This is a genomic window from Methanocaldococcus infernus ME (assembly GCF_000092305.1).
Classification (GTDB): domain Archaea; phylum AGJL01; class Methanococci; order Methanococcales; family Methanocaldococcaceae; genus Methanocaldococcus; species Methanocaldococcus infernus.
In genome coordinates this window covers 749,436-773,573 of the sequence record NC_014122.1, presented here as the reverse complement: position 1 = coordinate 773,573, position 24,138 = coordinate 749,436, and the positions used below count along the sequence as shown (strand labels likewise).

General features: G+C 33.0%; 31 protein-coding genes and 1 CRISPR repeat array. Of the genes, 16 read left to right on the top strand and 15 right to left on the bottom strand.

Annotation, left to right across the window (positions count from 1 at the left end):
* The first annotated feature begins 324 nt into the window (after positions 1-324).
* Positions 325-1,023, top strand: a complete 699-nt coding sequence (locus METIN_RS04275) for a DUF169 domain-containing protein (RefSeq protein WP_013100267.1) — start codon at positions 325-327, stop codon at positions 1,021-1,023.
* A gap of 15 nt (positions 1,024-1,038) precedes the next feature.
* On the opposite strand, the gene prf1 is transcribed toward METIN_RS04275, so the two are convergent.
* Both prf1 and METIN_RS04265 read right to left on the bottom strand, forming a co-directional pair.
* Positions 1,039-2,292 carry a peptide chain release factor aRF-1 gene (prf1, locus tag METIN_RS04270; RefSeq protein ID WP_013100266.1) on the bottom strand — a complete coding sequence of 418 codons (1,254 nt, stop codon included), beginning with the start codon at positions 2,290-2,292 and terminating at the stop codon, positions 1,039-1,041.
* Positions 2,282-3,760, bottom strand: a complete 1,479-nt coding sequence (locus METIN_RS04265; protein WP_157198845.1) for a B12-binding domain-containing radical SAM protein — start codon at positions 3,758-3,760, stop codon at positions 2,282-2,284. Before METIN_RS04265 ends, prf1 begins: the two co-directional genes overlap by 11 nt.
* 20 nt (positions 3,761-3,780) lie before the next feature.
* On the opposite strand from METIN_RS04265, the gene METIN_RS04260 reads away from it, so the two are divergent.
* From METIN_RS04260 to endA, 9 genes are all read left to right on the top strand, one after another.
* On the top strand, positions 3,781-5,067 hold the full coding sequence (locus METIN_RS04260; protein ID WP_013100264.1) for an MATE family efflux transporter: 1,287 nt from the start codon (positions 3,781-3,783) through the stop codon (positions 5,065-5,067).
* A gap of 13 nt (positions 5,068-5,080) precedes the next feature.
* Positions 5,081-5,634: direct repeats of the CRISPR family, unit length 37 nt; unit sequence GTTTCCATCCTTGTTTTAATGGACTGGTGATTCAAAC.
* A gap of 565 nt (positions 5,635-6,199) precedes the next feature.
* The gene (locus METIN_RS04255) at positions 6,200-7,243 is read left to right on the top strand and encodes an mRNA surveillance protein pelota (protein ID WP_013100263.1); all 1,044 of its coding nucleotides are present in this window, start codon (positions 6,200-6,202) and stop codon (positions 7,241-7,243) included.
* 7 nt (positions 7,244-7,250) lie between these two features.
* Entirely contained in the window at positions 7,251-7,895 is a 645-nt protein-coding gene (locus tag METIN_RS04250) for an SWIM zinc finger family protein (protein WP_013100262.1), read from the top strand.
* Positions 7,896-7,905: 10 nt separating this feature from the next.
* A complete protein-coding gene (locus tag METIN_RS04245; protein ID WP_013100261.1) occupies positions 7,906-8,091 on the top strand; it encodes a 50S ribosomal protein L37e in 186 nt (61 codons plus the stop codon).
* A gap of 119 nt (positions 8,092-8,210) precedes the next feature.
* The gene (locus tag METIN_RS04240; protein WP_013100260.1) at positions 8,211-8,525 is read left to right on the top strand and encodes an MJ1244 family protein; all 315 of its coding nucleotides are present in this window, start codon (positions 8,211-8,213) and stop codon (positions 8,523-8,525) included.
* Between the two features lie 12 nt (positions 8,526-8,537).
* Positions 8,538-8,867 carry an MJ1244 family protein gene (locus METIN_RS04235; RefSeq protein WP_013100259.1) on the top strand — a complete coding sequence of 110 codons (330 nt, stop codon included), beginning with the start codon at positions 8,538-8,540 and terminating at the stop codon, positions 8,865-8,867.
* Positions 8,864-9,205 (top strand): DUF134 domain-containing protein, encoded by a 342-nt coding sequence (locus tag METIN_RS04230; protein ID WP_048203376.1) that lies wholly within the window; start codon positions 8,864-8,866, stop codon positions 9,203-9,205. Before METIN_RS04235 ends, METIN_RS04230 begins: the two co-directional genes overlap by 4 nt.
* Positions 9,202-10,800 (top strand): methyl coenzyme M reductase system, component A2, encoded by a 1,599-nt coding sequence (atwA, locus tag METIN_RS04225; RefSeq protein ID WP_013100257.1) that lies wholly within the window; start codon positions 9,202-9,204, stop codon positions 10,798-10,800. Before METIN_RS04230 ends, atwA begins: the two co-directional genes overlap by 4 nt.
* Entirely contained in the window at positions 10,793-11,296 is a 504-nt protein-coding gene (endA, locus tag METIN_RS04220) for a tRNA-intron lyase (protein WP_013100256.1), read from the top strand. The genes atwA and endA overlap by 8 nt, the downstream gene beginning before the upstream one ends.
* Here endA and METIN_RS04215 read toward each other — a convergent pair.
* Both METIN_RS04215 and METIN_RS04210 read right to left on the bottom strand, forming a co-directional pair.
* Positions 11,286-11,822: a hypothetical protein gene (locus METIN_RS04215; protein WP_013100255.1), complete on the bottom strand. Its 537-nt coding sequence runs from the start codon at positions 11,820-11,822 to the stop codon at positions 11,286-11,288. The two genes, endA and METIN_RS04215, sit on opposite strands and share 11 nt — an antisense overlap.
* Complete coding sequence (locus tag METIN_RS04210) at positions 11,819-12,664, bottom strand: phosphoadenosine phosphosulfate reductase domain-containing protein (RefSeq protein ID WP_048203548.1); 846 nt, start codon at positions 12,662-12,664, stop codon at positions 11,819-11,821. Before METIN_RS04210 ends, METIN_RS04215 begins: the two co-directional genes overlap by 4 nt.
* A 127-nt stretch (positions 12,665-12,791) precedes the next feature.
* Here METIN_RS04210 and hmd point away from each other — a divergent pair, with 127 nt between their 5' ends.
* A complete protein-coding gene (gene hmd / locus METIN_RS04205; protein ID WP_013100253.1) occupies positions 12,792-13,823 on the top strand; it encodes a 5,10-methenyltetrahydromethanopterin hydrogenase in 1,032 nt (343 codons plus the stop codon).
* Here the strand turns inward: hmd and METIN_RS04200 are convergent.
* Both METIN_RS04200 and METIN_RS04195 read right to left on the bottom strand, forming a co-directional pair.
* The gene (locus METIN_RS04200; protein ID WP_013100252.1) at positions 13,820-15,055 is read right to left on the bottom strand and encodes a tRNA (N(6)-L-threonylcarbamoyladenosine(37)-C(2))-methylthiotransferase; all 1,236 of its coding nucleotides are present in this window, start codon (positions 15,053-15,055) and stop codon (positions 13,820-13,822) included. The two genes, hmd and METIN_RS04200, sit on opposite strands and share 4 nt — an antisense overlap.
* Positions 15,039-15,488 (bottom strand): EVE domain-containing protein, encoded by a 450-nt coding sequence (locus tag METIN_RS04195; RefSeq protein ID WP_013100251.1) that lies wholly within the window; start codon positions 15,486-15,488, stop codon positions 15,039-15,041. The genes METIN_RS04200 and METIN_RS04195 overlap by 17 nt, the downstream gene beginning before the upstream one ends.
* Before the next feature lie 189 nt (positions 15,489-15,677).
* Between METIN_RS04195 and METIN_RS04190 the strand changes: the two genes are divergently transcribed.
* Positions 15,678-16,529, top strand: a complete 852-nt coding sequence (locus tag METIN_RS04190; protein WP_013100250.1) for a DUF368 domain-containing protein — start codon at positions 15,678-15,680, stop codon at positions 16,527-16,529.
* On the opposite strand, the gene METIN_RS04185 is transcribed toward METIN_RS04190, so the two are convergent.
* The 4 genes from METIN_RS04185 to METIN_RS04170 all read right to left on the bottom strand — a co-directional run bounded on the left by METIN_RS04185 (position 16,488) and on the right by METIN_RS04170 (position 18,770).
* Complete coding sequence (locus METIN_RS04185) at positions 16,488-17,396, bottom strand: AEC family transporter (protein WP_013100249.1); 909 nt, start codon at positions 17,394-17,396, stop codon at positions 16,488-16,490. The two genes, METIN_RS04190 and METIN_RS04185, sit on opposite strands and share 42 nt — an antisense overlap.
* Positions 17,387-17,833 carry a phosphopantetheine adenylyltransferase gene (locus METIN_RS04180; RefSeq protein WP_013100248.1) on the bottom strand — a complete coding sequence of 149 codons (447 nt, stop codon included), beginning with the start codon at positions 17,831-17,833 and terminating at the stop codon, positions 17,387-17,389. Before METIN_RS04180 ends, METIN_RS04185 begins: the two co-directional genes overlap by 10 nt.
* Before the next feature lie 25 nt (positions 17,834-17,858).
* Positions 17,859-18,002 (bottom strand): nucleotide-binding protein, encoded by a 144-nt coding sequence (locus METIN_RS04175; protein WP_013100247.1) that lies wholly within the window; start codon positions 18,000-18,002, stop codon positions 17,859-17,861.
* A gap of 198 nt (positions 18,003-18,200) precedes the next feature.
* Positions 18,201-18,770 carry a pyruvate kinase alpha/beta domain-containing protein gene (locus METIN_RS04170; protein ID WP_048203374.1) on the bottom strand — a complete coding sequence of 190 codons (570 nt, stop codon included), beginning with the start codon at positions 18,768-18,770 and terminating at the stop codon, positions 18,201-18,203.
* 27 nt (positions 18,771-18,797) lie between these two features.
* Between METIN_RS04170 and METIN_RS04165 the strand changes: the two genes are divergently transcribed.
* Positions 18,798-19,871 carry a site-2 protease family protein gene (locus tag METIN_RS04165; RefSeq protein ID WP_013100245.1) on the top strand — a complete coding sequence of 358 codons (1,074 nt, stop codon included), beginning with the start codon at positions 18,798-18,800 and terminating at the stop codon, positions 19,869-19,871.
* On the opposite strand, the gene pyrF is transcribed toward METIN_RS04165, so the two are convergent.
* Positions 19,852-20,499 (bottom strand): orotidine-5'-phosphate decarboxylase, encoded by a 648-nt coding sequence (gene pyrF / locus METIN_RS04160; protein ID WP_013100244.1) that lies wholly within the window; start codon positions 20,497-20,499, stop codon positions 19,852-19,854. The two genes, METIN_RS04165 and pyrF, sit on opposite strands and share 20 nt — an antisense overlap.
* 25 nt (positions 20,500-20,524) lie before the next feature.
* On the opposite strand from pyrF, the gene dph5 reads away from it, so the two are divergent.
* On the top strand, positions 20,525-21,295 hold the full coding sequence (dph5, locus tag METIN_RS04155; RefSeq protein ID WP_013100243.1) for a diphthine synthase: 771 nt from the start codon (positions 20,525-20,527) through the stop codon (positions 21,293-21,295).
* 56 nt (positions 21,296-21,351) lie between these two features.
* Here dph5 and METIN_RS04150 read toward each other — a convergent pair whose 3' ends face one another.
* The 3 genes from METIN_RS04150 to METIN_RS04140 all read right to left on the bottom strand — a co-directional run bounded on the left by METIN_RS04150 (position 21,352) and on the right by METIN_RS04140 (position 22,838).
* Positions 21,352-22,107: a DUF2202 domain-containing protein gene (locus METIN_RS04150; RefSeq protein ID WP_013100242.1), complete on the bottom strand. Its 756-nt coding sequence runs from the start codon at positions 22,105-22,107 to the stop codon at positions 21,352-21,354.
* Between the two features lie 211 nt (positions 22,108-22,318).
* On the bottom strand, positions 22,319-22,603 hold the full coding sequence (locus METIN_RS04145) for an ArsR/SmtB family transcription factor (protein ID WP_013100241.1): 285 nt from the start codon (positions 22,601-22,603) through the stop codon (positions 22,319-22,321).
* 16 nt (positions 22,604-22,619) lie between these two features.
* Positions 22,620-22,838, bottom strand: coding sequence for a hypothetical protein (locus METIN_RS04140; RefSeq protein ID WP_013100240.1), 219 nt, complete (start codon positions 22,836-22,838; stop codon positions 22,620-22,622).
* Between the two features lie 170 nt (positions 22,839-23,008).
* Between METIN_RS04140 and METIN_RS07665 the strand changes: the two genes are divergently transcribed.
* Positions 23,009-23,326 carry a hypothetical protein gene (locus tag METIN_RS07665; RefSeq protein WP_013100239.1) on the top strand — a complete coding sequence of 106 codons (318 nt, stop codon included), beginning with the start codon at positions 23,009-23,011 and terminating at the stop codon, positions 23,324-23,326.
* Positions 23,327-23,349: 23 nt separating this feature from the next.
* The gene (locus METIN_RS04135) at positions 23,350-23,901 is read left to right on the top strand and encodes a hypothetical protein (protein WP_013100238.1); all 552 of its coding nucleotides are present in this window, start codon (positions 23,350-23,352) and stop codon (positions 23,899-23,901) included.
* Here METIN_RS04135 and METIN_RS04130 read toward each other — a convergent pair.
* Complete coding sequence (locus METIN_RS04130) at positions 23,869-24,123, bottom strand: 2TM domain-containing protein (protein ID WP_013100237.1); 255 nt, start codon at positions 24,121-24,123, stop codon at positions 23,869-23,871. The genes METIN_RS04135 and METIN_RS04130 overlap by 33 nt on opposite strands.
* Between the last annotated feature and the right edge of the window lie 15 nt (positions 24,124-24,138).

Genomic DNA, 24,138 nt, shown 5'->3' with positions numbered 1-24,138 from the left:
TAATTATTACTTAATCATAATATACCTAAAATTTCACGGGACTTAAAATTACTAAATCTTATTATACTGTAGTGATTTTATTATGATATCATATTATTTTTATAGTTTGGTACTATTAAGTCTTAATACAATTTAATAACTCATTACTAAGTCATAACCCATCTGAAAATTACGCCGGGATCGGTATTACCAAAGTACTTATATACAATAAGTGTTAATATTTACAATTATAAATAAAATAATAGAAAATATCAAAAAATATATAAAGGATTAACATGATATAATAGTTCGTAATAACTACACAACCATGAAAAGGTGAAAGAGATGGATGTCAAAGAAGTTAGAGAATTAGGAAAGAAGTTAATGGAATTAATGATGTTAGACAAGCCATTTGTTGCTGTTAAATTAGCCAAGTCTAAGGATGAGATTCCAGAAGGTTATGAAGAGCCAGAGAAAGAGATGAGACACTGTGAAATGATACAAAAGGCAAGATTAGAGAGAAAGAAGTTGTATGCAACAGTAGATAAACACCTCTGTAAAGGAGGAGCCTATGCCCTTGGAGTTTTTAGAAACCCACCAGAGCCATTAGCTACAGGAAAGCTTTATGTTAAGTTAGGGAACTACATAAATGAAGATGTTGCTAAGAAGGTTGTTGATGCAATTCCAAAGGTTAAGGAAGAAATTTATGCTACTGTCTATGCTCCATTAGATGAAACTGACTTCATTCCAGACTCTATAGTCTTTATAGGCTTACCATTGTATGCTTTAAGATTGGTTCAAGCTCTCCTCTACCACCAAGGAATTAGATTCCAAGCAGACTTTGCAGGAATCCAATCCCTATGTGCTGATGCAGTAGCAGCTGTTTATGTAAGAAAAGCTCCTAACATGACACTTGGATGTAATGGATCAAGAAAATATGCTGAGATCAAGCCAGAAGAGGTTATAGTGGCATTCCCAGTTAATAAGTTAAAGGATGTTGTTGAAGCTATAGAGAAGTTTAGACAAATATGGAGTTGTCACTAAATTAACTCTCTTTTTTTATTGAACCTTATATCTTAAAATAGCAGCTATTCCCTTGAAAGCCTTTTCTATCATAGCTCCTTCCTCAGTCTCTGAGGAAACTGTCACTAATTTAGTTCCACTCTGCTCACAGAGTTCTGAGAGATATTCAATATAATCTTTCTCTTCAACTATTGATAGAGCACTTCCACACTTTGGACAAGATAAATTTTTTATCTCTTCTTCTAATTTATAGAGCTCATCTTTATTAACTGTCCTCTCCTCAGTGTAGTCACAATTGTTACACTTAATAATTACTTTATATTTATTTATATTCTCAGAGACTATTAGAGTGTCAACAGCTCCCATAAGTAGGGCATTTAAAACCTCTTTTTCTCCATAAGCTGCTAACCCACCATCTTCCTTAATAAGTTCTTTTAAAAACTTTTGGACAGCTTCCCTCTCTTTCATTAACTCAACATCCTTTAAAAGAGGAGCAGCCTTTTCTAAGAGCTCTCTAATTCCAAACTCCTCAGTGTAGCATAGATCATAAGTATTTAGCACTATCTTTTTAAGCTCATGGTGTAAATAGTCTCCTTCAACAAACTCATTCTTTGTATGCCCTGGACCACCTACTAAGATTCCTTTTAATTTCTTCTCTTGTAGTAGTGGTAAAAATTGCTCATTAGCCTTTTGCCCAACCCTCTGTAAGAACTCATGAGCAGCTAAGTCTATTAATCTCTCTAATCTCCTTGCTGACTGACCTCCAGCTTTAAACTTCCCAGGAACTCCTGAAGTTAGTCTTTTCAATATCTGTATATTCCTACCTTTAACTAATGCTATTGTTGCCTCATTTCTATCAACTAAGATGATTCCATAAACATCCTTATCCTCTAAAAATTCCTCTAATGGCTCTAAGTAAAATTCAGAGTCACATCTATATATATAAGTCTTTATAGGTTCTGGTGGCTCTATAACATAGGTTTCCATTTTCTCTGTTCCAGGACCAGATCTTGGGATCATCCCAGCAAAAATTACTACCCCTTTCTCTAAAGGCTCTTTTAATAACTTTAACCTTTGTAAGATAGACTCTATAGCAGACTGAACATTCTTCCTTGTACTCTTACTTTTAATATTGGCTGCTTGACTCATCTCCTCTCTTAAATGTTGGGCTACATCAGATATTCTTCTACCAGCTGGAATGTAGAGGCTAATTAACTCTGTCCCTTTACCTTTCTTCTTCTTCAGCTCCTTTAGTAGTTTTTTAAAATAATACTTATCCTTAGCTTCCATCTATCACACCTTCTAAGTATTTTTCATAAACCTTTTTTATCCTAACCTTCTTAACCTCACCAATATACTTAGCTCCATCTTTCACTACAACTAATAAACCACTATCTTTTAAATAACCTACAGCATCCTCCTTTTTATTAAAGTGTTTCTCAGCTATGATAACCTCTAACCTCTTCCCTAAGTATTTTCTCTTAATCTCTAAGTTTATCCTTCTTGCAGTTTCCTTAATCTTTAAGGAGAACTTAGTTACATTAGGCTTAAAATTTTGGAATGCAGACATGGGGAGAGGTCTAAACTTATAAACAGTGATCTTATCAATATAAGGCTTAAGCTTGTGCATAAATCTTATAGTGTTTCTACTACTCCTCTCATTCTCTCCAGGAAGGCCATAGATAAAATAAACCTGAGCCTTTAAATTATATTTCTTAGCTATCTTCACAGCTTTTAAAACATCTCTTGGCTCAGAAGGCCTTCCTAAAAGATTGCAGTGCTCTTTATCTCCACTTTCACATCCTATATAAATTGTTGTTGAGCCTAAATATTCTTTTATTATCTTAGCCACTCTCTCATCAAATAGGTTAGCTTTAACATTCTCAATTAGTATCTTACTATTAAACCTTTCTGACAGCTCTTTACATCTACTTAGTAAGCTCTCTATAGCTTCATAATTTACAGGTTCATAAGGGTTATAAGAGTCTCTACCATAGTCTAAGAAGTCTGGAGCTGATAGAACAATTCTCTTAACCCCTTCCTTTAAAAGCTCTTCTATCTCTTCCACTATAGTATCTTCATCCCTACTCTTTGCATAGCCAAACACTGAAGGAACAGAGCAGAAGCCACAACCAGGGTTTATATGCTGAGGACAACTTAAAGTTCCTCTCTCACACTTTCCACAGTAAGATTTACATAAAAGAAGAGCTCTTTTAAAGTTGCTACAGCCCCTTACAACCTCAACATAAACCCTTGCAGAGAAGTAATTTTTATAGTCTTTTATTTTTGTTGATGGAGTAATTAAGCTTAAATCTTTTAAAACCTCTCTTAGAGGATTATTATAAACCTTAAAGTCTTTCCAGTAAGTTACTCCCTTAACTCCCTCAGGATTAAAGTCTTTCTTTATCAACTCTCTCAGTGTAAGCTCAGCCTCTCCAACTATTGAGATGTCAGCATTAACCTTATTCAAGATGTTGAGATCATTGGCTATAGGTCCACCTAAGATAATTTTATCTACTTTCATCCTAATTTTATCTACAAGCTTTTTAACAGCCCTTATGTCAGAGGACATAGCACTTATAAAGACTATATCTTCCCTATCTATAGATTTAAAATCTTCATAAGGGACAATTTTAACTTTAAAGCCTTCACTTTCTAAGATTCCCTTAACTGTCCTTGGGCCAGCTCCTATAACATCCCTTGTTAGTAATTTTTTTCCATCTCCAACAGCTAAGCAATCTATAATAATCATAGAGATCACTGAAAAGGGTTGAAACATTGTTACTTGATGAGAATCCAAGAAGAGCAGTTATAAACATTTCAAAGCCAATCATCTTAGCTACATTTGTAGAGTCTATTTATAGTATTGTTGACACCATCTGGGTTTCAAAGTTGGGAACCTTAGCTTTATCAGCTATTGGAGCAAGTTTTCCACTACTTATTTTACTCTATGCTATCAGTTGGGGTTTGGGAATAGGGGTTAGTTCAGCAATATCAAGGAGAATAGGGGCTAAGAGGGAAGAGGAGATAAAAGAGGTTATTGGAACTTCTGTAGTGTTAGGTTTATTATTCTCTATTCTCCTCTTTATTGTTTCTCTATTTCTCTCTGATATCTACTCCCTTATGGGAATTTATGGAGAAGTGAAGAAACTTTCAATCTCTTACATAGCTCCTATATTAAAGTTTTCTATAATTTTTATCTTCTTTGACATTGTCTTAGGAATTTTGAGGGGAATGGGGGAGAGTAAGAAGGTTATGAAGGTTAGTGTTATAGGAAGCTTCTTAAATATTATATTGGATCCAATTTTTATTTACACCCTAAACCTTGGCATAGCTGGAGCAGCTTACGCTACTTTAATCTCATTAATAATTGGAGCCTTGTCAGTAAAGTCATCAGTTAAATTACATTTAAGATTTAATTTTAAAATAGCTAAGGATTTGTTAAGGGTTTCGCTACCAACAACATTTATAGACCTATCAACAGCAGTAATTTTTTTCTTTTTAACATCTCTTGTTTCTAAGGTTTCTGGAAATTACGGTTTAGCTATATATACAGCATCTTTAAGGGTTACTGACCTTGGCTTCATCCCAATCATTGGCTTAGCCAGTGGGGCTACATCAGTTATAGGGGCCTATTATGGAGCTAAGGATATTAAAAGGCTAAAAGAGGCTTACTTTTTTTCTATAAAGTTAGGGTTAGCTATGGAAGCTCTTATAGTTGTTCTCTTAATTATCTTATCCCCTTACTTAGCTCTACTCTTCACATTTGAAAACTCTAATATATACAAAGATTTAGTTTTTTATATAAAAATAGCTTCCCTCTATCTCCTATTTATGCCTCCCTTCTTTATCTCAACCTCTTTATATCAGGGAATAGGTGAGGGAGAAAAAGCTTTCTTTCTATCCTTGCTTAGGAACTTTTTAAGAGTAATTTTCCCATATCTCTTAGCTATTAACCTGTTCTTTATCTTTATTGGATTGATACTTGGAGAATTAGTCTCTTCTTTAATATCTTTCATCCTTAGCTTATTAGCTTTGAAATTTATTGAAAAAAGAGTTTTATGATTTTTTTGTTTTATTATTCATCCTTGTTTTAATGGACTGGTGATTCAAACGCTCAAAGAGGTTTACGTAGAAAAACTAAAGGAGGGTTTCCATCCTTGTTTTAATGGACTGGTGATTCAAACATGGAACTGGAGTATTCATATCAATAGATACAAAAAACAAGTTTCCATCCTTGTTTTAATGGACTGGTGATTCAAACGAGGTGATCATGAATGAGTAGTTACTCCAAACCCACGTTTCCATCCTTGTTTTAATGGACTGGTGATTCAAACAAAATTCTTGAACTATATAGACCAGACATACTGATCCTGTTTCCATCCTTGTTTTAATGGACTGGTGATTCAAACGCTCAGACTACTGGAGTACAAATACCCTAACATAGCTGTTTCCATCCTTGTTTTAATGGACTGGTGATTCAAACGTTAAGCTTTTTTAAGGAAGTAATGGGTAATTATTTCGTTTCCATCCTTGTTTTAATGGACTGGTGATTCAAACCTATCAATCAATCCCAGCCCCTTTAATCTATTTATGTTTCCATCCTTGTTTTAATGGACTGGTGATTCAAACCCTTAATGTCTGCTCTTATTTTATATCGAAACTCCTATAAAAAACTTTCTTTTTAAACCCGAGTTTTCTTACTGGTTGGTTATTGAACCCCTATATAAAAGTAAGAAAGATTGTTCCCTCCATTTAAAAATACTATGCACAACCGTTAAAACAAAGCTCAGCAATTAACCCTTATTTCACTAAAAATAAAGTCTAATTAAACCTAAAACCAATAAAATAACAGCAAACAATCCAACAAACTAAAAAATCACAATTCTCCAACGAAAAAATCAGTATTACTTTTTCCCAATTTTCTCGTACCAATTTCCAACAACCCCTATATAAAAGCAAGAAAACTTAATTAAAAACGTTAATAACGATATCCAAATAACTAATAACAAAAACTCATCAAGCTAAACCCTTTTGATGAAACTTTTCCTAAAAGTTTCAAAGAAAAACTTAATTAAAAACATTAATAACGATATCCAAATAACTAATAACAAAAAATAAAAACCCATCAAACTAATTCCTTTTGATGAAACTTTTTCTAAAAGTTTCCTTCTAAAAGTCTCAGGTGAAGCTGAAAATGAAAATAGTTGAAGAAATTCCACAAAAAAACATTATTAAAATAATGCCTGAGAACTTAGATGACCTATGGGTTCTCTATAACATTATAGAAGAGGATGATGTAATCTATGCTCTCACTGAGAGGAGGGTTCAAGACAAGGGAGATATGATAAGAGCTGATAGAGGAGTTAAGAGAAAAATGTTCTTAGGAGTTAAGGTTAAGAATGTGGAATTTGATGAGAACACCAAGAGAGTAAGAGTTTTAGGAAATATTGTTCATGCTCCTGATGATGTCCCATTGGGAAGTTTCCACACCATTGAAATAAAGCCCTTTGATGAAATCTCCATCCAGAAGGATTGGAAGAGATGGCAAATTGAGAGGATAAATGAAGCTTTAGAATCTTCAAAGAGGCCTAAAATTTTGGTTGTGGTTATGGATGATGAGGAAGCTGAGATCTATGAGGTTAGGGATTACTGTGTTAAGGAAATTTGCTCTATAAAGTCTCATTCTTCCAAGAGGTTAGACCATAAAATCAATGAGGAGCTTAAAAAAGAGTATTACCATGAGATAGCCAAGGTTTTAAAAGAGTATGAGACTGACAACATCTTAGTTGTAGGTCCAGGATTTGCTAAAAACACCTTCTATAACTTCATCTCTCAGAATTATCCTGAGCTAAAAAATAAGATATTGGTTGAGAGTGTCTCAACCACATCAAGGGCTGGGCTAAATGAAGCTTTTAAGAGAGGCTTAATAAATAGAATTTATAAAGAGTCAAGAGTAGCTAAAGAGACACAGCTAATAGAGAAGCTAATTGAAGAAATAGCTAAGAATGGTTTAGCTGTCTATGGGAAAGATGAAGTTTTAAAAGCTATTGACTACTCTGCTGTTGAAACCCTCTTAGTCTCTGATGATCTTGTTAGAGATAAGGAGATAGAAGAAATTATAAAAAAAGCTGAAGAGATTGGAGCAAAGGTTATAATAGTTTCAAGTGAGCATGATGCTGGAAAACAGTTAAAGGCTCTTGGAGGAATAGCTGGCTTACTAAGGTTTCCAATAGAGTGACTTTATTATGTATGATGAGATAATAAAGAGGAGAGGAGAACATTACTATAAGAGTGGGTTAGTTAAATATTGTGTGAAGCTTGGGAACTATCTATATGGTAAGGTTATTGGCTCTGAAGAATATAAAGTTAAGGTTAACTTAAAAGATCTTTCTGGCCTCTGTAGCTGTCCCTATAAATATAACTGTAAGCATGCATATGCCTTAATATTGGCATATAAAAATAATGACTATATAGATGGAGAGTTAATCTTTAAAGAGTTAAAGGAGAAAGATAAGGAAGAGATAATAAAAATCTTAAAGGATATAGTTGTTAAAGAATTCCTCTGGGAGCAATTCTTAGGTGAAGAAAGCTTACTAAAAAAAGCTCAAGATTTAATAAAAATAATTCCCTTGGAAAGGAAAAATATATATACATTTATCTCCTTTTTAAGGAATGTCTTTATCAATAGAGCAAGTGATGAAGAGCTTTTAAAACTCATAGAGCTAATGATAAAAAATGACATAGAGGAAGAAGAGTGCTATTTTATAGTGGTTGAAGAGATCTTTAAAAGAGACAACATAAAAACAAAGGAAAAGCTCTATAAACTCTATAAAAAACATCCTGAAAAACTCTGGATGGTGGATGAGTTTATAGAAATAGAAGGGTTTTAGGTGAAGCCAAATGTCAAAAGGTACTCCATCAATGGGTAAGAGAAACAAGGGAAGTTATCATATAAGATGTCCAAGATGTGGGAGAAGGGCTTACCATGTCAGAAAAAAGAGATGTGCAGCTTGTGGCTATCCAAACAAGAGAATGAGAAAATATTCATGGCAGAACAAGAAGGTTAATAGGAAGAGAATAGTTTAAAACCTCTCTTTTTTTAATTATTTTGAGCCAAGAAATAAAATTTTTTTAATACCTATTTTTCATAATTATTTATTAAATTATTTATAGCTTTATCTCATATGTGTTTAAAGGTGAATTCTATGGAAAAGAAATTTTTAGTTAAAGTTATCTCTAACAAGGAAAATGTTGGGAAGATTATTAATATCTTAACCTTATGTAACATCACTGGATTTTATGTTAAGTACTGTAAAGGCATTAAAGAATTGAAAGAAGAAGATTATTTAAAAGCTTATCAAGTTATTAAAGAAGAAGGAGAAGAGATAGCTATAGTTGGAACTGTTGTTAGCAAGAAGACAGCTGAGAAGATAGAGAAAAACTTAAAGGAAAAGTTAAAAAATGAAGATTGGAAACTTTTAATAGTTCCTGTGCTGAAAGTGAAAGTTCATAGGGTTTAAAGGTGAAAGCTTATGAAAATCCTACTATATCTATTTGTTGAGAGTGAGAACTTAGGAAAGGCTTTAAATGCTCTCTCTGAAGGAGACATTTCAGGTTATTTCTTAATGGACTATAAGGGAATGTCCCCACAAGACTGGAAAGGCTTTTTATTGGATGAAGATCCTGAGATGGCTATAAAGGCTGTTAATGATCTCTCTCAAAATGCTGTTATGATAGGGACAGTTGTTGATGATAAGAAGATTTTAGAGATTGAGAAGATAATAGATGAGAAGTTAAAGGAGTGTAAATATACAATTATTGAGATTCCATTGGAAGGAATTATTGTGAATATGGTGAAATAAGCTTGAGAGGAAGACCAAAGATTCCAAGGTTAATAACTGAGCTGCCAAAGATTAGAGTTTTTAAGCCAGAGGTTAGCTGTGGAGAAGTGGTTTTAACCTTTGAGGAGTTAGAGGCTATTAGATTAGTTGATTATCTTGACTACACCCAGGAAGAAGCTTCTAAGCTAATGGGAATCTCAAGAAGAGTTTTATGGAACCTCTTAACTTCTGCAAGGAAAAAAATAGCTGATGCTCTAATTCATGGGAAAACTATTAGAATAGAAGGAGGAACCTTTGAGTTAAGAACCTGTGAAAGATGCATAGGGCCAAAAAGACACTGTAGAGGGTGGAGATTATGATCCTATTAGAGGTTAAGAATGTCTCTAAGAAGTTTGGTGATAAGTGGGTTTTAAAAAATATTTCCTTCACTCTAAATGAAGGAGAAAGCTTAGGAATCTTAGGGAAAAGTGGGGCTGGGAAGAGTGTTCTCTTACACATGCTTAGAGGAATGGATGGTTATGAGCCAACTGAAGGCTCTATTATTTATCATGTCTCCTACTGTGACAAATGTAAATATGTAGATGTGCCATCTAAAGAGATTTGTAAGAAATGTGGAAGTAAGATGAAGAAGATAGAGGTTAATTTTTGGGAGGATGAGAAATATAGCCATATCTTGAAAAAGAAGATAGCTATTATGCTACAGAGAACCTTTGCTCTCTATGGAGAGAAAACAGTTCTTGAAAACATCTTAGAAGCTTTACACAATGCTGGATATGAGGGAGAAGAGGCTATTAAGAGAGCTATAGAGTTAATAAAGATGGTTAAGTTAGAGCATAGAATAACCCATATAGCAAGGGATCTAAGTGGAGGGGAAAAACAGAGGGTTGTCTTAGCGAGACAGATAGCTAAAGAGCCTTTTATTTTCTTAGCTGATGAGCCAACTGGAACCTTAGACCCTCAGACTGCTAAGTTGGTTCATGAATCTCTTAAGAAGTTGGTTATTAATAACAATATTAGTTTAGTTTTAACTTCTCACTGGCCAGAAGTAATAGCTGAGCTTACAGAGAGAGCTATCTGGTTAGAGAAGGGAGAGATAATAGCTGAAGGCTCTTCTGAAGAGATTGTTAAGAAGTTCTTGGAACAAGTTAAGAAGTTGGAGAAGCCAGAGGTTGAAGTTGAGATTAAAGAAGATATTATTAGGCTTAAAAATATCTCTAAACATTATTGTTCAGTTGAGAGAGGGGTTATAAAGGCTGTTGATAATGTCACCTTAAACATAAGAGAGATGGAAATCTTTGGACTTGTTGGAAAAAGTGGAGCTGGAAAAACAACACTGGCCAAGATAATAGCTGGAGTTCTAACCCCTTCAAAGGGAGAGTATTGGTTTAGAGTTGGAGATGAATGGGTAGATATGACAAAACCAGGATTATTAGGGAGAGGAAGGGCTAAGAGATATATTGGAATACTGTTCCAAGAATATGCCTTATATCCACACAGAACTGTTTTACAGAACTTAACTGAAGCCATAGGCTTAGAGCTTCCTGATGAATTTGCAAGGATGAAGGCTATACATGTCTTAACATCAGTTGGTTTTTCAGAGGAAGAAGCTGAAGAGCTATTAGATAAGTATCCTAATGAGTTAAGTGTTGGGGAGAGGCATAGAGTAGCATTAGCCCAAGTTCTAATAAAGGAGCCAAGGGTTGTTATCTTAGATGAGCCAACTGGAACCATGGACCCAATTACAAGGAATATAGTGGCTGAATCAATATTAAAGTCAAGAATTGAGTTAGAGCAAACCTATGTTATTGTTTCCCATGACATGGACTTTGTGTTAAATGTCTGTGATAGAGCTGGATTAATGAGGAATGGGAAGTTAGTGGCTGTAGATAAGCCAGATAAGATAGTTAAGCTACTAACTGAGGAAGAGAAGGAGGAGATGCTCAAGCATGAGTAAGATTGTTGGCTATTTAGATAAAGATAGAGTTGTTATATTTAACAAAAATGTAAGTAAGCTAACTTCAAGACACTATGGAAAGCTTGAGAAAAACTTTTTATCCCTTTCTTTAATTGAAGCTCTCTACTTGGTTGAGATGGGCTGGATAACTGTAAAAAAAGGAAAAAAAGAGCTTAGCTTTGAAGAGCTTTATTTATATGCTAAAGAAATTGAAGAGTATTTATGCATCAAATACTTAGTTTATAAAGATCTTAGAAATAGGGGCTATATAGTGAAGACTGGGCTAAAGTATGGCTCTGACTTTAGACTTTATAGGAAGATGGAGGAGCATTCAGAATACTTAGTTAGAGTTTTCCCTGAAAATGGCAAAATTTTTATTAATGAGCTAACTGGCTTTGTTAGAGTAGCCCATTCTGTAAGAAAAAAGCTTTTGATAGCTATAGTTGATGATGATGGAGATATAGTCTATTACAATATGGCTTATGTTAGACCATAAACCTCTTAATTTCCTCTAAGCTCATTCTCCTCTTTAAGTATTCCTTAGGAATTAAATATAAAAACTTGGGCTTAGCTGGAGAACCCTTTAGCCCTAAAATAACAGCTTCACAATCTTCTGGGTAGTTTAGGGAGATGATTTCATTAACAGGATAACTTTCCTTATATATTGGAAAGCATTTATATCCTTTAAACACTACAAATTTCCCCTCTTTTTTTCCTCCTAAGCTTATTAAGTATTTAATAAACTCATCCTTTTCATCCTCAACCTCTATTCTCCTTGGAAAGTGAATTTTAACCTCTCCATTGTCAGAGAGATCTTTAATCTTAATTCTTTTTCTTCTAATCCTCCACCAGAGCTTTTTAAAAAATCTCTTTATCTTTACTTTGTAGAGAATGTAGATTAAAAAAATAATAATTATTGGGAGTATTAAAACTAAAGAGATAGAGATTAAGATAAATAAGGCTGTAAAAAAGATTAATAAAAAGAGAAGTGCTTTAATTCCAGTCAGTCTATAAATTTTCATTCTAATTCCCTCAATCTTTTCATAATTAACTCCTTATACTCCTCTTTATTTGGAACAGTGATAATTTCTAATGGAGGATATTTTACTGAAGCTCTAAAGTTGTGTTCTCTTGCAACCTCTGTAGCTATTTTATTATACAAATAGAGTTTATTAAAAGTTTCCTCATCAAGTTTCTTAGCATACTGTAAGCAACAACCCTCTCTCCAAAATTTTTTATCTCCTACTTCATGAACCCTCCTTATATTTAAGTTATAGTATTTCATCAACTTTAGAACATCTTCATAGGCTAACCTAATTAGTGGTCTAAAGAAGAAAATGTTATACTTCTCAGGAACCTTTGTTAGCTCCATCTTGTTATATTTAACTTCTCCATACTTCCTCCTTAGATAGTTCATAATAGCTCCAGAAACCTTTTCAAGTGCAGAATCTCCAGTTAAAATTATGGAGTCTTCTCTTTTGGCTATATCTACAGCTTTATCCTTCATAATATTTTTACATATCCTACATATGCTACTTGGCTTAGCTCCCTTTATCCTCTTTAAAAGCTCTTCTGTTATATCTATAAACTTAACCTCTATCCCAAACCTATCACTTAATTTCATAACTTCCTCTTTACAAATGTCCCAGCTCCATCTATGGGTGAAGTGAACTAAATATTTAACCTCTAAACCTAAATCTAATGCCAAAGCTAAGGCTGTTGAGCTATCCTTTCCTCCACTAACCATAGCCACTATTTTCTTATTTAAGCAGTTATTTTCTTTAAATTGCTCTAATATATCTCTTTTTAGCTCTTCCAAGTTATTCAACTTTCTCTTTTCCTTTGTCCATTTAGAAAACTCTATTAAGCTTATAAATATCACCTAATAAATTTTTGAATAAGTAATAGATTTTTTAGGAGAAAAATAGAAAAATATATAATGATTGTCCTAAACTAATTATATAATAAAAAAGCTTTAAAAAGGTGAAAGAATGAAAGTTGCAGTTTTGGGAATAGGATGTTACAGAACCCATGCATCAGCAGGGATAACCAACTTCATGAGAGCTTGCCAAGTTGCTAAAGAGGTTGGTAAGCCAGAGATAGCTTTAACCCACTCAAGTATAACCATGGCTGCAGAACTTTTACACTTAGTTCCAGAGGTTAAAGAGGTTGTTGTTGCTGACCCATGCTTTAAAGAGGAGCCAGGGTTAGTTATTATTGATGAGTTTGATCCTAAAGAGGTTATGGAAGCACACTTAAATGGAGATCCTGAGAGTATAATGCCAAAGATAAGAGAAACTGTTTTAGCTAAAGCTAAAGAGTTACCAAAGCCACCTAAGGCATGTATCCACTTTGTCCATCCTGAAGACGTTGGCTTAAAGGTTGCTGAAAGTGATAGTGAAGCTGTCCAAGATGCGGACTTTATCTTAACCTGGCTACCAAAAGGAAAGAAACAGCCAGATATAATAAAGAAGTTTATCAATGACATCCCAGAAGGAGCTATTATAACCCATGCCTGTACCATCCCTACTGTCAAGTTTGCTAAGATCTTTGAAGACTTAGGAAGAAAGGATTTAAATGTCTCTTCTTACCATCCAGGATGTGTTCCTGAGATGAAGGGACAAGTTTATATAGCTGAAGGTTATGCTAAGCCAGAGGCTATAGATAAGTTATATGAGATAGCTAAGAAGGCAAGAGGAAATGCTTACAGAATGCCAGCTAAGTTAATTAGCCCTGTCTGTGACATGGGATCAGCTGTTACAGCTGTAGTTTATGCTGGTTTATTAGCCTATAGAGATGCTGTCACCAAGATCTTAGGAGCTCCAGCTGACTTTGCTCAGATGATGGCTGAAGAATCCTTAGAGAGATTGATGGAGTTAATGAAGGAGAAGGGAATAGCAAATATGGAAGAAGCCTTAGACCCAGGAGCACTATTAGGAACTGCTGACAGTATGTGCTTTGGTCCATTAGCTGATATCTTACCATCAGCTTTAAAGGTTTTAGAGAAGCATAAAAAATGCTAAGCCCTTAATGTGAATGTTGTAGCATCTTTAATTTTAACTTTTTTAAATTTTCCAACTTCTTGCTCTTTTTCAAACCTTACAACTTTAAAGTTTTCAGTGTATCCTTTATTTTTCTCTATTATTAAAGTTCTCATCTCCCTACCAACATATTTTTTATTATTTAGATAGCTAAGCTCTCTTCTCAACTTGTCTAAGATCTCTGTCCTTCTCTTTCTTATCTTTGTATCTAACTGCTTCATTCTTGCTGCTTCTGTTCCCTTCCTCTGGGTGTATTTAGCTCCATGTATATAGTCTGGCTTTAACTTTCTTAGCACTTCCAAAGTGTTGTTAAAAGCTTCCTCTGTTTCCCCTGGAAAGCCAACAATAACGTCAGTTGTAAAACAGAGGTCTTTAACCTTTCTTTTAAATTCTTTTACAATGCTAATAAATTCATCAACACTATAACCTCTTCCCATTAACTTAAGAATCTCATCATCTCCACTCTGTAGAGGGAGATGTAAAAATTTCCCAATCTTTTCCTCTTCTCTATAAAGCTCTATAATCTCATCTAATATTGGAGAAAGATATTTAGCATGCATCATGCCAACTCTCATTATAAACTCTCCTTCAATTTGACATAGATCTTTAAGTAAGTTAGCTAAGTTATCTCCTCTATCCAACCCATAGCAAGCAGTATCTTGGGCAGTGATAAGTAAGCACTTAGCCCCTCCTTTTACTAACTCCTCAGCTTTTCTAACTAAAAATTCTCTTGGATAGGAAATTAGTTTACCTCTTGCTATCTTAACAATACAGTAGGAGCAATTTCCTAAGCAACCTTCTGAAATAGGTAGTGGAGTTACAAGCTTGGGCTTAAGGTAGTTAAGCTTTTTATAAAGTTCTTTTTCCTCTCCCCTATCTTCTTTCTTTTTCTTGGTTAATATATCCTTTAGAATTTCTCCAGCTCTATGAGCCTCTTTAGGATAGATATGATAGAATCCTTCAACCTTCTCCTTTAAAGCCTTTGGCAAACAGCCAGCAACTATAACAAGCTTTCCAAGGGAGTTTAGATAGTTAATTCTATGCATCATCTTATTCTCTGTTTCAAGTCTTACTACACAGGTGTTTATAATTACTATATTAGCTTCATCTAAGCTCTCAGTTATTTCAAATCCTTCCTTAATTAAAGACTCTTTAATAATTTCAGTGTCTGCCTTGTTTAGAACACAGCCATATCCTTCAACATAAACCTTCATAGCTCTCACAGATTAATTTATAATCCTCCTCTGGAATTTCTCTCATGGCCTTTCCCATTAAATGTCCACTCCACTTTTTCTTATTTGTGATAAATTTAAGTTTTGGGATCAAGTCTTTAAAGTTAATTGGTGGCTCAAAAACTTTAATTTCTTTTAACTTAACCCTCCAAGGGAACCTTTCATTTGGATTTCTTGGAGTGGGTTTAAAAATTTTTGTTGAGTCCTTATAAACTTTTGAAGCTACTTCATAAACTCCTCTTATATAAGGTGGTTTATAATCTTTCCCACTTCTCTGAATTTCATAAATAACTAAGATGTCTCCAACCTTAACCTTATTTATGCTATTCTTATGCCTTTCAGAAACTCCCCAAATCTTCTTTTCTTTTATAACTTTCCAGTTATCCTCATTTGTTATACAAAGCCAATAAGCCATTTATACCACCTAACAATTTTAATTTTTCAATTAATTAAGTATTGTGCTCTTAGATACTTAATAGTGCCTCCTAAAAATTTATTTGGATCTTCTATTACTTGTTGTAGCTTAACTAATTTTTTCAATAATTATGTATTTATATTAAAAGTTCTGAATTAATGTTAAGCCAGTAGTAAAGGAGGAATATTAATGAAAGAAGAGTTAAAGATATTTCTAAAAGGTATACTTATGGGAATTGCTGACATCATTCCAGGGATCTCTGGAGGGACAATAGCATTTATAACAGGAATTTATGAGAGGTTAATAAAGGCAATTAGTAATTTAAATATTCACTTTCTCATTTATCTTATAAAAGGAGATATTGAGAGAGCTAAGCACTATCTTAAAAAAATAGATTTCCAACTTTTTATTCCTTTAGCTCTTGGGATAGGTTCAGCTTTCTTAGTTATGTCTCACATTATAGCCTTCTTATTACAGAGCTATAGCTCTTTAGTCTATTCTCTATTCTCTGGCTTAATTATTGGCTCTTCAATCCTAATTTACAGAGAAATTAAGGAGATAAATATTTTCTCAGTTATTTTCTTTTTCCTTGGCTTCCTCTTAGCTTTCTTTATCTCAGGCTCTTCCTCAATAATGCTAACAAGATCTCCCCTAACTCTCTTCCTCTCTGGCTTCTTAGCAAGTTGTGCCATGATCCTCCCAGGAATTTCTGGCTCTTACATCTTGTTATTCCTAAATCAGTATGAATATGTGATTAATTTAGTTAAAAATTTAGATATTTTAAAACTATCTATTTTTGGCTTAGGAGCCTTTTTAGGACTATTCATCTTTTCAAAAATTTTGAGTTATGCCTTTGAAAAATATAGATCTTTAATATTATCTTTCTTAGTTGGAGTGATGTTAGGAGCTTTGAGATATCCACTATCCAAGGTTAGCTTTAGCTTAACCTCAACCATTATCTTGCTCTCTGGCTTTCTTTTAGTATTAACCTTAGAAAGATTAGCTAAAAAGAAAGCTCCAGAATGCTATAACCAACAGTGAGAGAGTTGTAGTTATAAATATTGATGAAGCTATGGCTTTAACATCCAACTTATATAGAGTTCCAAGCACTAAGCACATCATGGCAGAGGGCATAGAACTCTCCACTAATAAAACATTCCTTTCCAAGCCTTGAATATTAAAGAGAAAGGAGAGAGCTAAAGCTAACATTGGAGAAAAGATAAATCTAAAAAAACTTGCTACCAAGCCATACTTTACTCCAAATTTTAGAGCTGATGGAGATAGAGATAAGCCTAAAGACATCATAATTAAGGGAACAGTGGCTGAAGATAAATACTTTAAAAATTTTAATATAAACTCTGGCAAATAACTTAAGTTAAATCCAAAATATACTAAAAGAACTGAGAAAGCCATAGTTATAAGAGGAGGAAACTTTAGAAGTTCTTTAATTACACTTCCCTTATTCTCTCCAAAGCTTATTCCTACATAGGTTCCCAATAACATAGTGGCAAAGACTCCACCCATGTCACAGAAGATAGCCCTTAATAACCCTTCATCTCCAAACATCTCTAAAACCACAGGATAACCTAAAAATCCTGTATTTCCAAGCATAGAAACTAAGATCAAAGAGCCTAAAAGTTTTTTGTCCAATTTTAAGAGCTTTCCAAGGTAATAAACAATAAGAGCTATAAGTAGATTGGTTAAAAAAAGAGCTACTGGCAATTTTAAAAAATTTAAGAGCTCAGCTTGCTTAGCATGCTTTAAAATAGTTAAGAAAATGGTTGAAGGCATTGTCAAGTAAATAACTATATTATTTAAAGTAACTCTGTCCTCTTCCTTTAAAATATTTAAAATTTTTAAAAAATAGCCACTGCCAATAAGCATTAAGATGATAAGAACTACTTCCATAATCTACCTTCTTCATCAATTTCTCTCTTTCTTATCCTTGTTGTTGTTATAGGCTTCCCATTCTCAGCCAAGATATAGTTAAAGACAACTATTTTTAAAGGTTTTAGCCCTTTCTTAACTCTCATCTCATTAATTTTCTCAGCATTTTTTTTGGTTTCTTCAGTGACAACAATTATGTCATAGTCTTTTTCTACAGCATCTCCAAAAGGATCATCTATAACCTTTATCTCATACTCAGCATTTATCTGGTTCAAAAAATATTTTAAATTTTTTAATCTAATGGATAATGGGTTTATCTCATGTTTCTTATATTTCTTAGCAAACTCATCTGAAGTTATTCCAACTATAAGCTTTCCCAAGGATGAGGCAAACTTTAGAAGCTCTTTATGCCCTTTATGTAAGATATCAAAGGTTCCTCCAACAACCACCTTTTTCATAGTTCCACAAAAAAATAATTAAAAATTATTCCTCTTTTTTAAATAAGTGTCTATGAGCCTTATTTACATGTCTTGAATATTGTTTTTGATCCTTAAAGAGCATGCCACACCTTGGACATCTTAAGAAGGTTCCCCATCTTCCCTCAACCTTTATAGCCTTCAACCTCATAGATCCACCCCCTTTAGGTTTTTAAAATTTGGACTGTTAAAGAGTTAAGTATAACAATTAGAGAGCCTTAATAAATAACTTACTGAAATATAATTTATATATCCTCTGGCTCTCTATTTAAGATGTGTAAAACCTCTTTAATTTCTTCCTCTCTGTCAAAAAATTTCATTCAATCACCAAAAAATATTAAAAAGAGTTTTATTTCTTTAACCTTGGCATGCATAAAATCTCTCTTGCCTCTATGTTAAAGAAGGTGTTCATATTAGCAGGCTTTATAACCATAGCTGTATCAGCTCCTCTACCTCTCCCTCCTATGGCTATAACTTCTTCTTTAGCCTTTATTAAGCCAGCATCACATGCCATAACAACAATTTCATAGCAAACCTTAACTCCATGCCCAAAGGTTCTTAAGGTTTCAGCTATCACTTGAACAGGCCCATAGCCACCCAATTTATTAGATATCCCTCTCTCAACCCCACTTAAGGCATGTGTTCCTCTAAAAACCTTAGCCCCTCTTTTTTTAAGTTCTTCTTCAACCTCTGGAGGCATTGATATCTTATCCTCCCCATGAAAACCTTGATGGTAGGTTACAACAACAACATTTAAATTTAACTTCTCCTTCTCTAATAAATCTAAGAGCTTCTTAGCAGTCTCTCCAGTTGATGAAGCTACAACTATACTTTTTATATCTCCCTTCTTAGCTCTTTCAACAGCTATCCTTAAGGTTTCGTCAGTATTCTCTTTCCCAGGTTTTTCAAATAGCTTCACAATGATCACCAAAAAGAGGTTTTGCTTATGAAGTATCTAATATTAATCTTTATTATTCTTTGGCTTGTCCTATATACAGTAAGGGAGAAGACAAATTTAAAGGTTTATTATGGAATTTTTGGAATTTTGAGAACAAAGTTAGGGTTTGGAATTATAGAGAAGTTAGGGAAATATAAGTTTTGGAGAAAAATAGGAATTCTTTCTATTCCCATATGCTCAATCTTGGGCATCTTTATGCTAATTAACTTAACTATAATGAGTGTAAATTTAGCCCTTGGACATGTCTCAAAGGAAGAGGCTAAGCCAGTAATCTTTTTATTTGGAACCCTCATTCCCTGGATTCCGGGATTGATTGGCTTAATTGTAGCTATAACAATTCATGAATTAGCTCATGGCATCTTTGCAAAATCCTTTAATATAAAAATAAAGAGCTCTGGAGTTATCTTTCTCTTAGGTATTCCCTTAGGAGCCTTTGTAGAGCTTGATGATAAATTTAAGGAAGTTGATAAAAAGATTAGAGGAGCTATAGCCTCAGCAGGCCCATTGGCAAACCTATTTATTTATCTGTTAGCTTCTCTCCTAATTGTTTTAGCTAACTTTGCTCCAACAAACTTAGAGATCTTAGATGTTAAAGAGCCAGCAAGTAAGTACTTAAAGAAGGGAGATATTATTTTAAAAATAAATGATATGAAAATAAATAACCTTGAAGATTTTAAAAGTGTAGCTAAGCAAATAGAGCCAAATAAAATATATAAAATAACTGTCCTGAGAGATAATAAAGTTTTAGAGTTTAATATAAAAAGCTCTGACTTAGGAAGGTTAGGGATCTTAGTAGCTCCAACTAATAAAGGGTTAGTAGAAGCTATCAATATTCTCTATTGGACATCCTTCTTTAACTTTATATTGGCTCTCTTCAACTTAATTCCAGCAAAGCCATTAGATGGTTACTATGTCCTTACAGCTCTCCCAGAGTTGGTTAAAGAGAGATCATACAGGTTAGGAGAATTCTTAGAGAGAGTATTAGATGATAAAGTTATAAACTCTATAACTCTCTTAGTTTGGTGGATAATAATAGGAAGTATTATTTACTCAATGCTCTAATTTTCTCTTTGTAATATTTAGCCATCTTCTTAGGATCCTCTGAGTTATAAATAGCTCTTCCAATGATAATATAGTCATTTTCATCTAAAATTTTTATAATTTCCTCTAACCTTCCTCCCTGTGCTCCAACTCCTGGAGTTAAGACTGGCAAGTTTGAAAGATGCTTAAGCTCTCTCAACCTCTCAGGTCTTGTTGATGGAGCCACTATTCCATCTAACTCCAATTTTTTAGCCATTATAGCTAACTCATTAGCTATTGGCTGAATGAACCTTAAAGCTCCTGGGTGGCTCATCTCTGTAACTAAGATGGTTTTTTTATTCAATGGCTTAGCCACATCTCTCACAGCTTTAACACTATCTTCTCCAACAAATCCATGAACTATTATTCCATCTCCATATCTTAATGAGAGCTTAGCTATCTTCTCATTTGTTGCTGGAATGTCAGCAACTTTAAAATCTAAGATAACCTCTTTCTCACAAATATCTTTAATCTCTTTAACAATTTCTAAGCTTGATGATAACACTAAAGGGTAGCCAACCTTGATAGCATCAACATAGTCTTTAACTTCTTCAGCAACTTTTAAAGCTCTCTCCTTATCTAAGTCTAATGCTAACATTAACTTAACCATTCTTTAACCTCCTTAGGGTGAGATCTTGCTAATCTTAGCAGGCTTAGGACTTTATGATGAAAAAGATATGCCTCTAAAAGTTTTAGAATTTGCCAAGAAGGTAGATAAAATTTATGCTGAATTTTACACTGCTGCCTTAACAGGGACAACAGTGGAGAAGATAGAGAAGGTTTTAGGTAGAGAGATAGAGGTTTTAGATAGAAAAAAGGTAGAGTATGGAAGTGAGAAGTTAGTTGAGGAGGCTAAGGAAAAGGATATTATGTTCCTAACTGCAGGGGATCCAATGGTTGCTACAACACATGTAGATTTGGCCATTGAAGCTAAAAAGAAAGGAGTTGAATTAATAATAATTAATGCCCCTTCCATCTATTCAGCTGTTGGAATTACAGGCTTACAACTCTACAAGTTTGGGAGGACAGCCTCTATAGTATTTCCAGAAAAAAACTACTTTCCAGAAACTCCTTACAATGTGATAAAGGAGAACTTAGAAAGGGGTTGTCATACTCTCTGCTTATTGGATATCCATGCAGAAGAAAATAGATTCATGACAGCAAATGAGGCTTTAAAAATCTTGTTGGAGCTTGAGAAGAGAAAAAAAGAAGGAGTTATTTCAGAGGATATGAAAGTTATAGTTTTAGCAAGAGCTGGAAGCTTAAAGCCAAAGTTAGTTTATGGGAAGATAAAGGATTTATTAAACTATGACTTTGGCAAGCCATTACACTCCATTATCATCCCAGGGAAGTTACACTTCATGGAGGAAGAGGCTTTAAAATATCTTTGTGAGAATATTGATTAAATTATAAACTATTAAGGTGAAAGTTTGATATTCCACCTAATATTATAAAAAATAATTTACCTATTAACAGGTCCTCTTTCTATTTGACTATTTATTATTTGTTCAAATTCTTCTTGGCTAATATATTTTGGTGTATAATTCCCTCCATAATTTTTTAATAGTCTATAAAATGACCTCATATGGTTCCTTGAACCTTTTTCTAAATTTGCATATGTAAATTTAATATCTTCATTATCTGTAATAGATGCCCAATATTGTAAATCTTTGATATCTAAATCTTCAATAGTACATCCAACAATTAATGCATCTATTACAGATTTATATCCTTTTTCTATTAGATCATTGTATAATTTTTGATATTTTGGATTTGTAAATTTGCCAGGAGTATCATCCACAACAGGGTCTTTTATACCATATTTATCTAATAATATTTTTATTGAAGTAGTGTGTGAAAGTTCTGAATTTGCTATATTTTGAAATATAGGTATTTTCCATTTATTATATAATGCTAAATAAACATCTCTTGCTAATTTTTCCTCCTCTCTCATTTCAATTAATCCTTCTTTTTCTTTTTCACTTAATTCTTGTTTAGGATATGAAGCAATAATTGTATGCATTATTGTTGTATTTATATCACCATTGTTATTTACCACATTTCTATTATTATGATGATTGGTTTGGACATTATTTGGCGTATTAACTTGATTATCTATATTTTGATTATTATTATTGTCTGTATTAGCCATACACCCTGAAAAAGCTACCATTGATATTAATAACACTATAGCTACCATTTTCAAAAAATAATTCATATTTACACCTTATTATTTAAACTTTAACATATTAATATTATTTACTAATCTAATATGGCCATAAATCTACTATTTAATTTTATAGTATATAAATAATTTATGGTGCATGTATTATAGTGTTTATGTATTGATCAATTAGTTAGTTTTATGGGATAAGCCTCCATTTTATCCCAGGGAAGTTACACTTCATAGGGAGAAGATGTGAGAATATTTAGTGCTTAAATAATTCTTTTATTTTTTCATTGTCAATATAGAAGCTAAATTCCTTAGCTTTATAGATCCTCTTAGCCCTGTTCCCTTCTAATATAACTTCACTCTCTACCAAGTTACTGGCCTCCAACTTCTTTAAGTGTGCATAGATAACAGGCCTTGACACCTTTAATGTTTTAGAAAGCTCATAAATATTCATAGGTTTCTCTGATAGTATATATAATATTTCCAATCTCAGAGGATGAGAGAGAGCATCACATAACTTAACAACCTTCTCCAAGTTCATTTTTTAAACCCTTTATTTAGATTTCTTCCCACTTTCTCTTTAACTCTTTCACAATCTCCTTAACCTCTTCAACATCTTTCTCTATCTTAACCAATTTAGCCTCTTCTGGTTTTTTGAAAATAATATAGAGCTGTAGAGCTAAAATTATAATTAGTAATAAGATTAGTAAAATTATGATTATATTAAAGGGCAACCAATTAGAATTATATATAAATCCATGTCCCCAGTAAGGCATAACTTCCCCCTTTTTAGAGTTTTAAACTTACTATTAAATAATGAAGCATATATTCTTATCTACTTAATTTATTAATTTAAATTAATAAAATAAAAAAGTTTATATATTGCTTTTATGATATGTAGCTAAATGACTACATATATATCAAATAAGATACTGAGGTGAAAGCCATGAAAGTTAGAGATTTCATTATCTTACTTATTGGAGGAATCTTAATAGCTTCAGGAGTCTTTGCTGCTACAGAAGAAATGTTTAAACCTAATGAAACTTGTTTATACTGTAATAGTTCATGCCAATATCATAACTACAATTATAGTTATCAATACAATCATAGCCATCAATATTGCTTAAATAATGAAACTTGTTGTAATGAGTGTAACAATGAATACTGTAACGAAAATTGTTACTGTAAAAATGAGGAATGTTGTCAATACTGTCACTGTAAAAGACATAATTATAGATATAGACATGGCTTTGGACACCACTAAAATTTATTCTTAGGGGGATGGCCATGAAAAAATTATTTACTTTTTTACTTCTATTATTCTTTTTGTCATATATTTATGCCTGGGAAGATTGTCCATATGGAAGGGTAAATTGTACTTACCCAGGAAAGTGTGGTTTATATATTGACACTAACCATAATGGAATCTGTGATCACAGTGAACCAGAGCCTAATACAGAAGAAAATACAAAAGAGGAGAACATAAATGAGGTAAATAATGGAGAACTTGAAATTCCTGGCAGTGTATTAAAAGAAATGACAATAAAAGAGATTTGTGAGAAGTATAATATAGACCCTAAAATCTTAAAGGAGAAGCTTGGAATTGATGTTTCTGATAATACTAAATTTGAAGAAATTAAGGAAAAATATAATATCCCTATGAGGGAAATTAAGAATATTATAGCTGAGTGTATAAATGAAAGCTCTAAAAAAGAAGATGAAATTCCAGTTAAGGAAGATAAAATTTCAAATAAGAGTGAGTCAATTATTGATAAGATTCTCTCAATATTATTTTCACCAATAAACTTAAGAGAGCTTATAATTGGTTGGATCTCTTAATTTATGCTCAACCTTAAACTCTATATAGTCAAGTTCTTCATCTAACTTACAATAATATTTGATCATATGGATTAATAGAAATATTCCCCAGCCAAGTAATACATATGGAAACCAGAGATTACTTGGAGAATAAACTATATTAATTATTGCTAATATTGAATTAATAACTAAATATAAAATAATATGTCTGACTAATTTCTTTTTTGCCCTTTCTTTTAGCACTTCTCTATAACACTT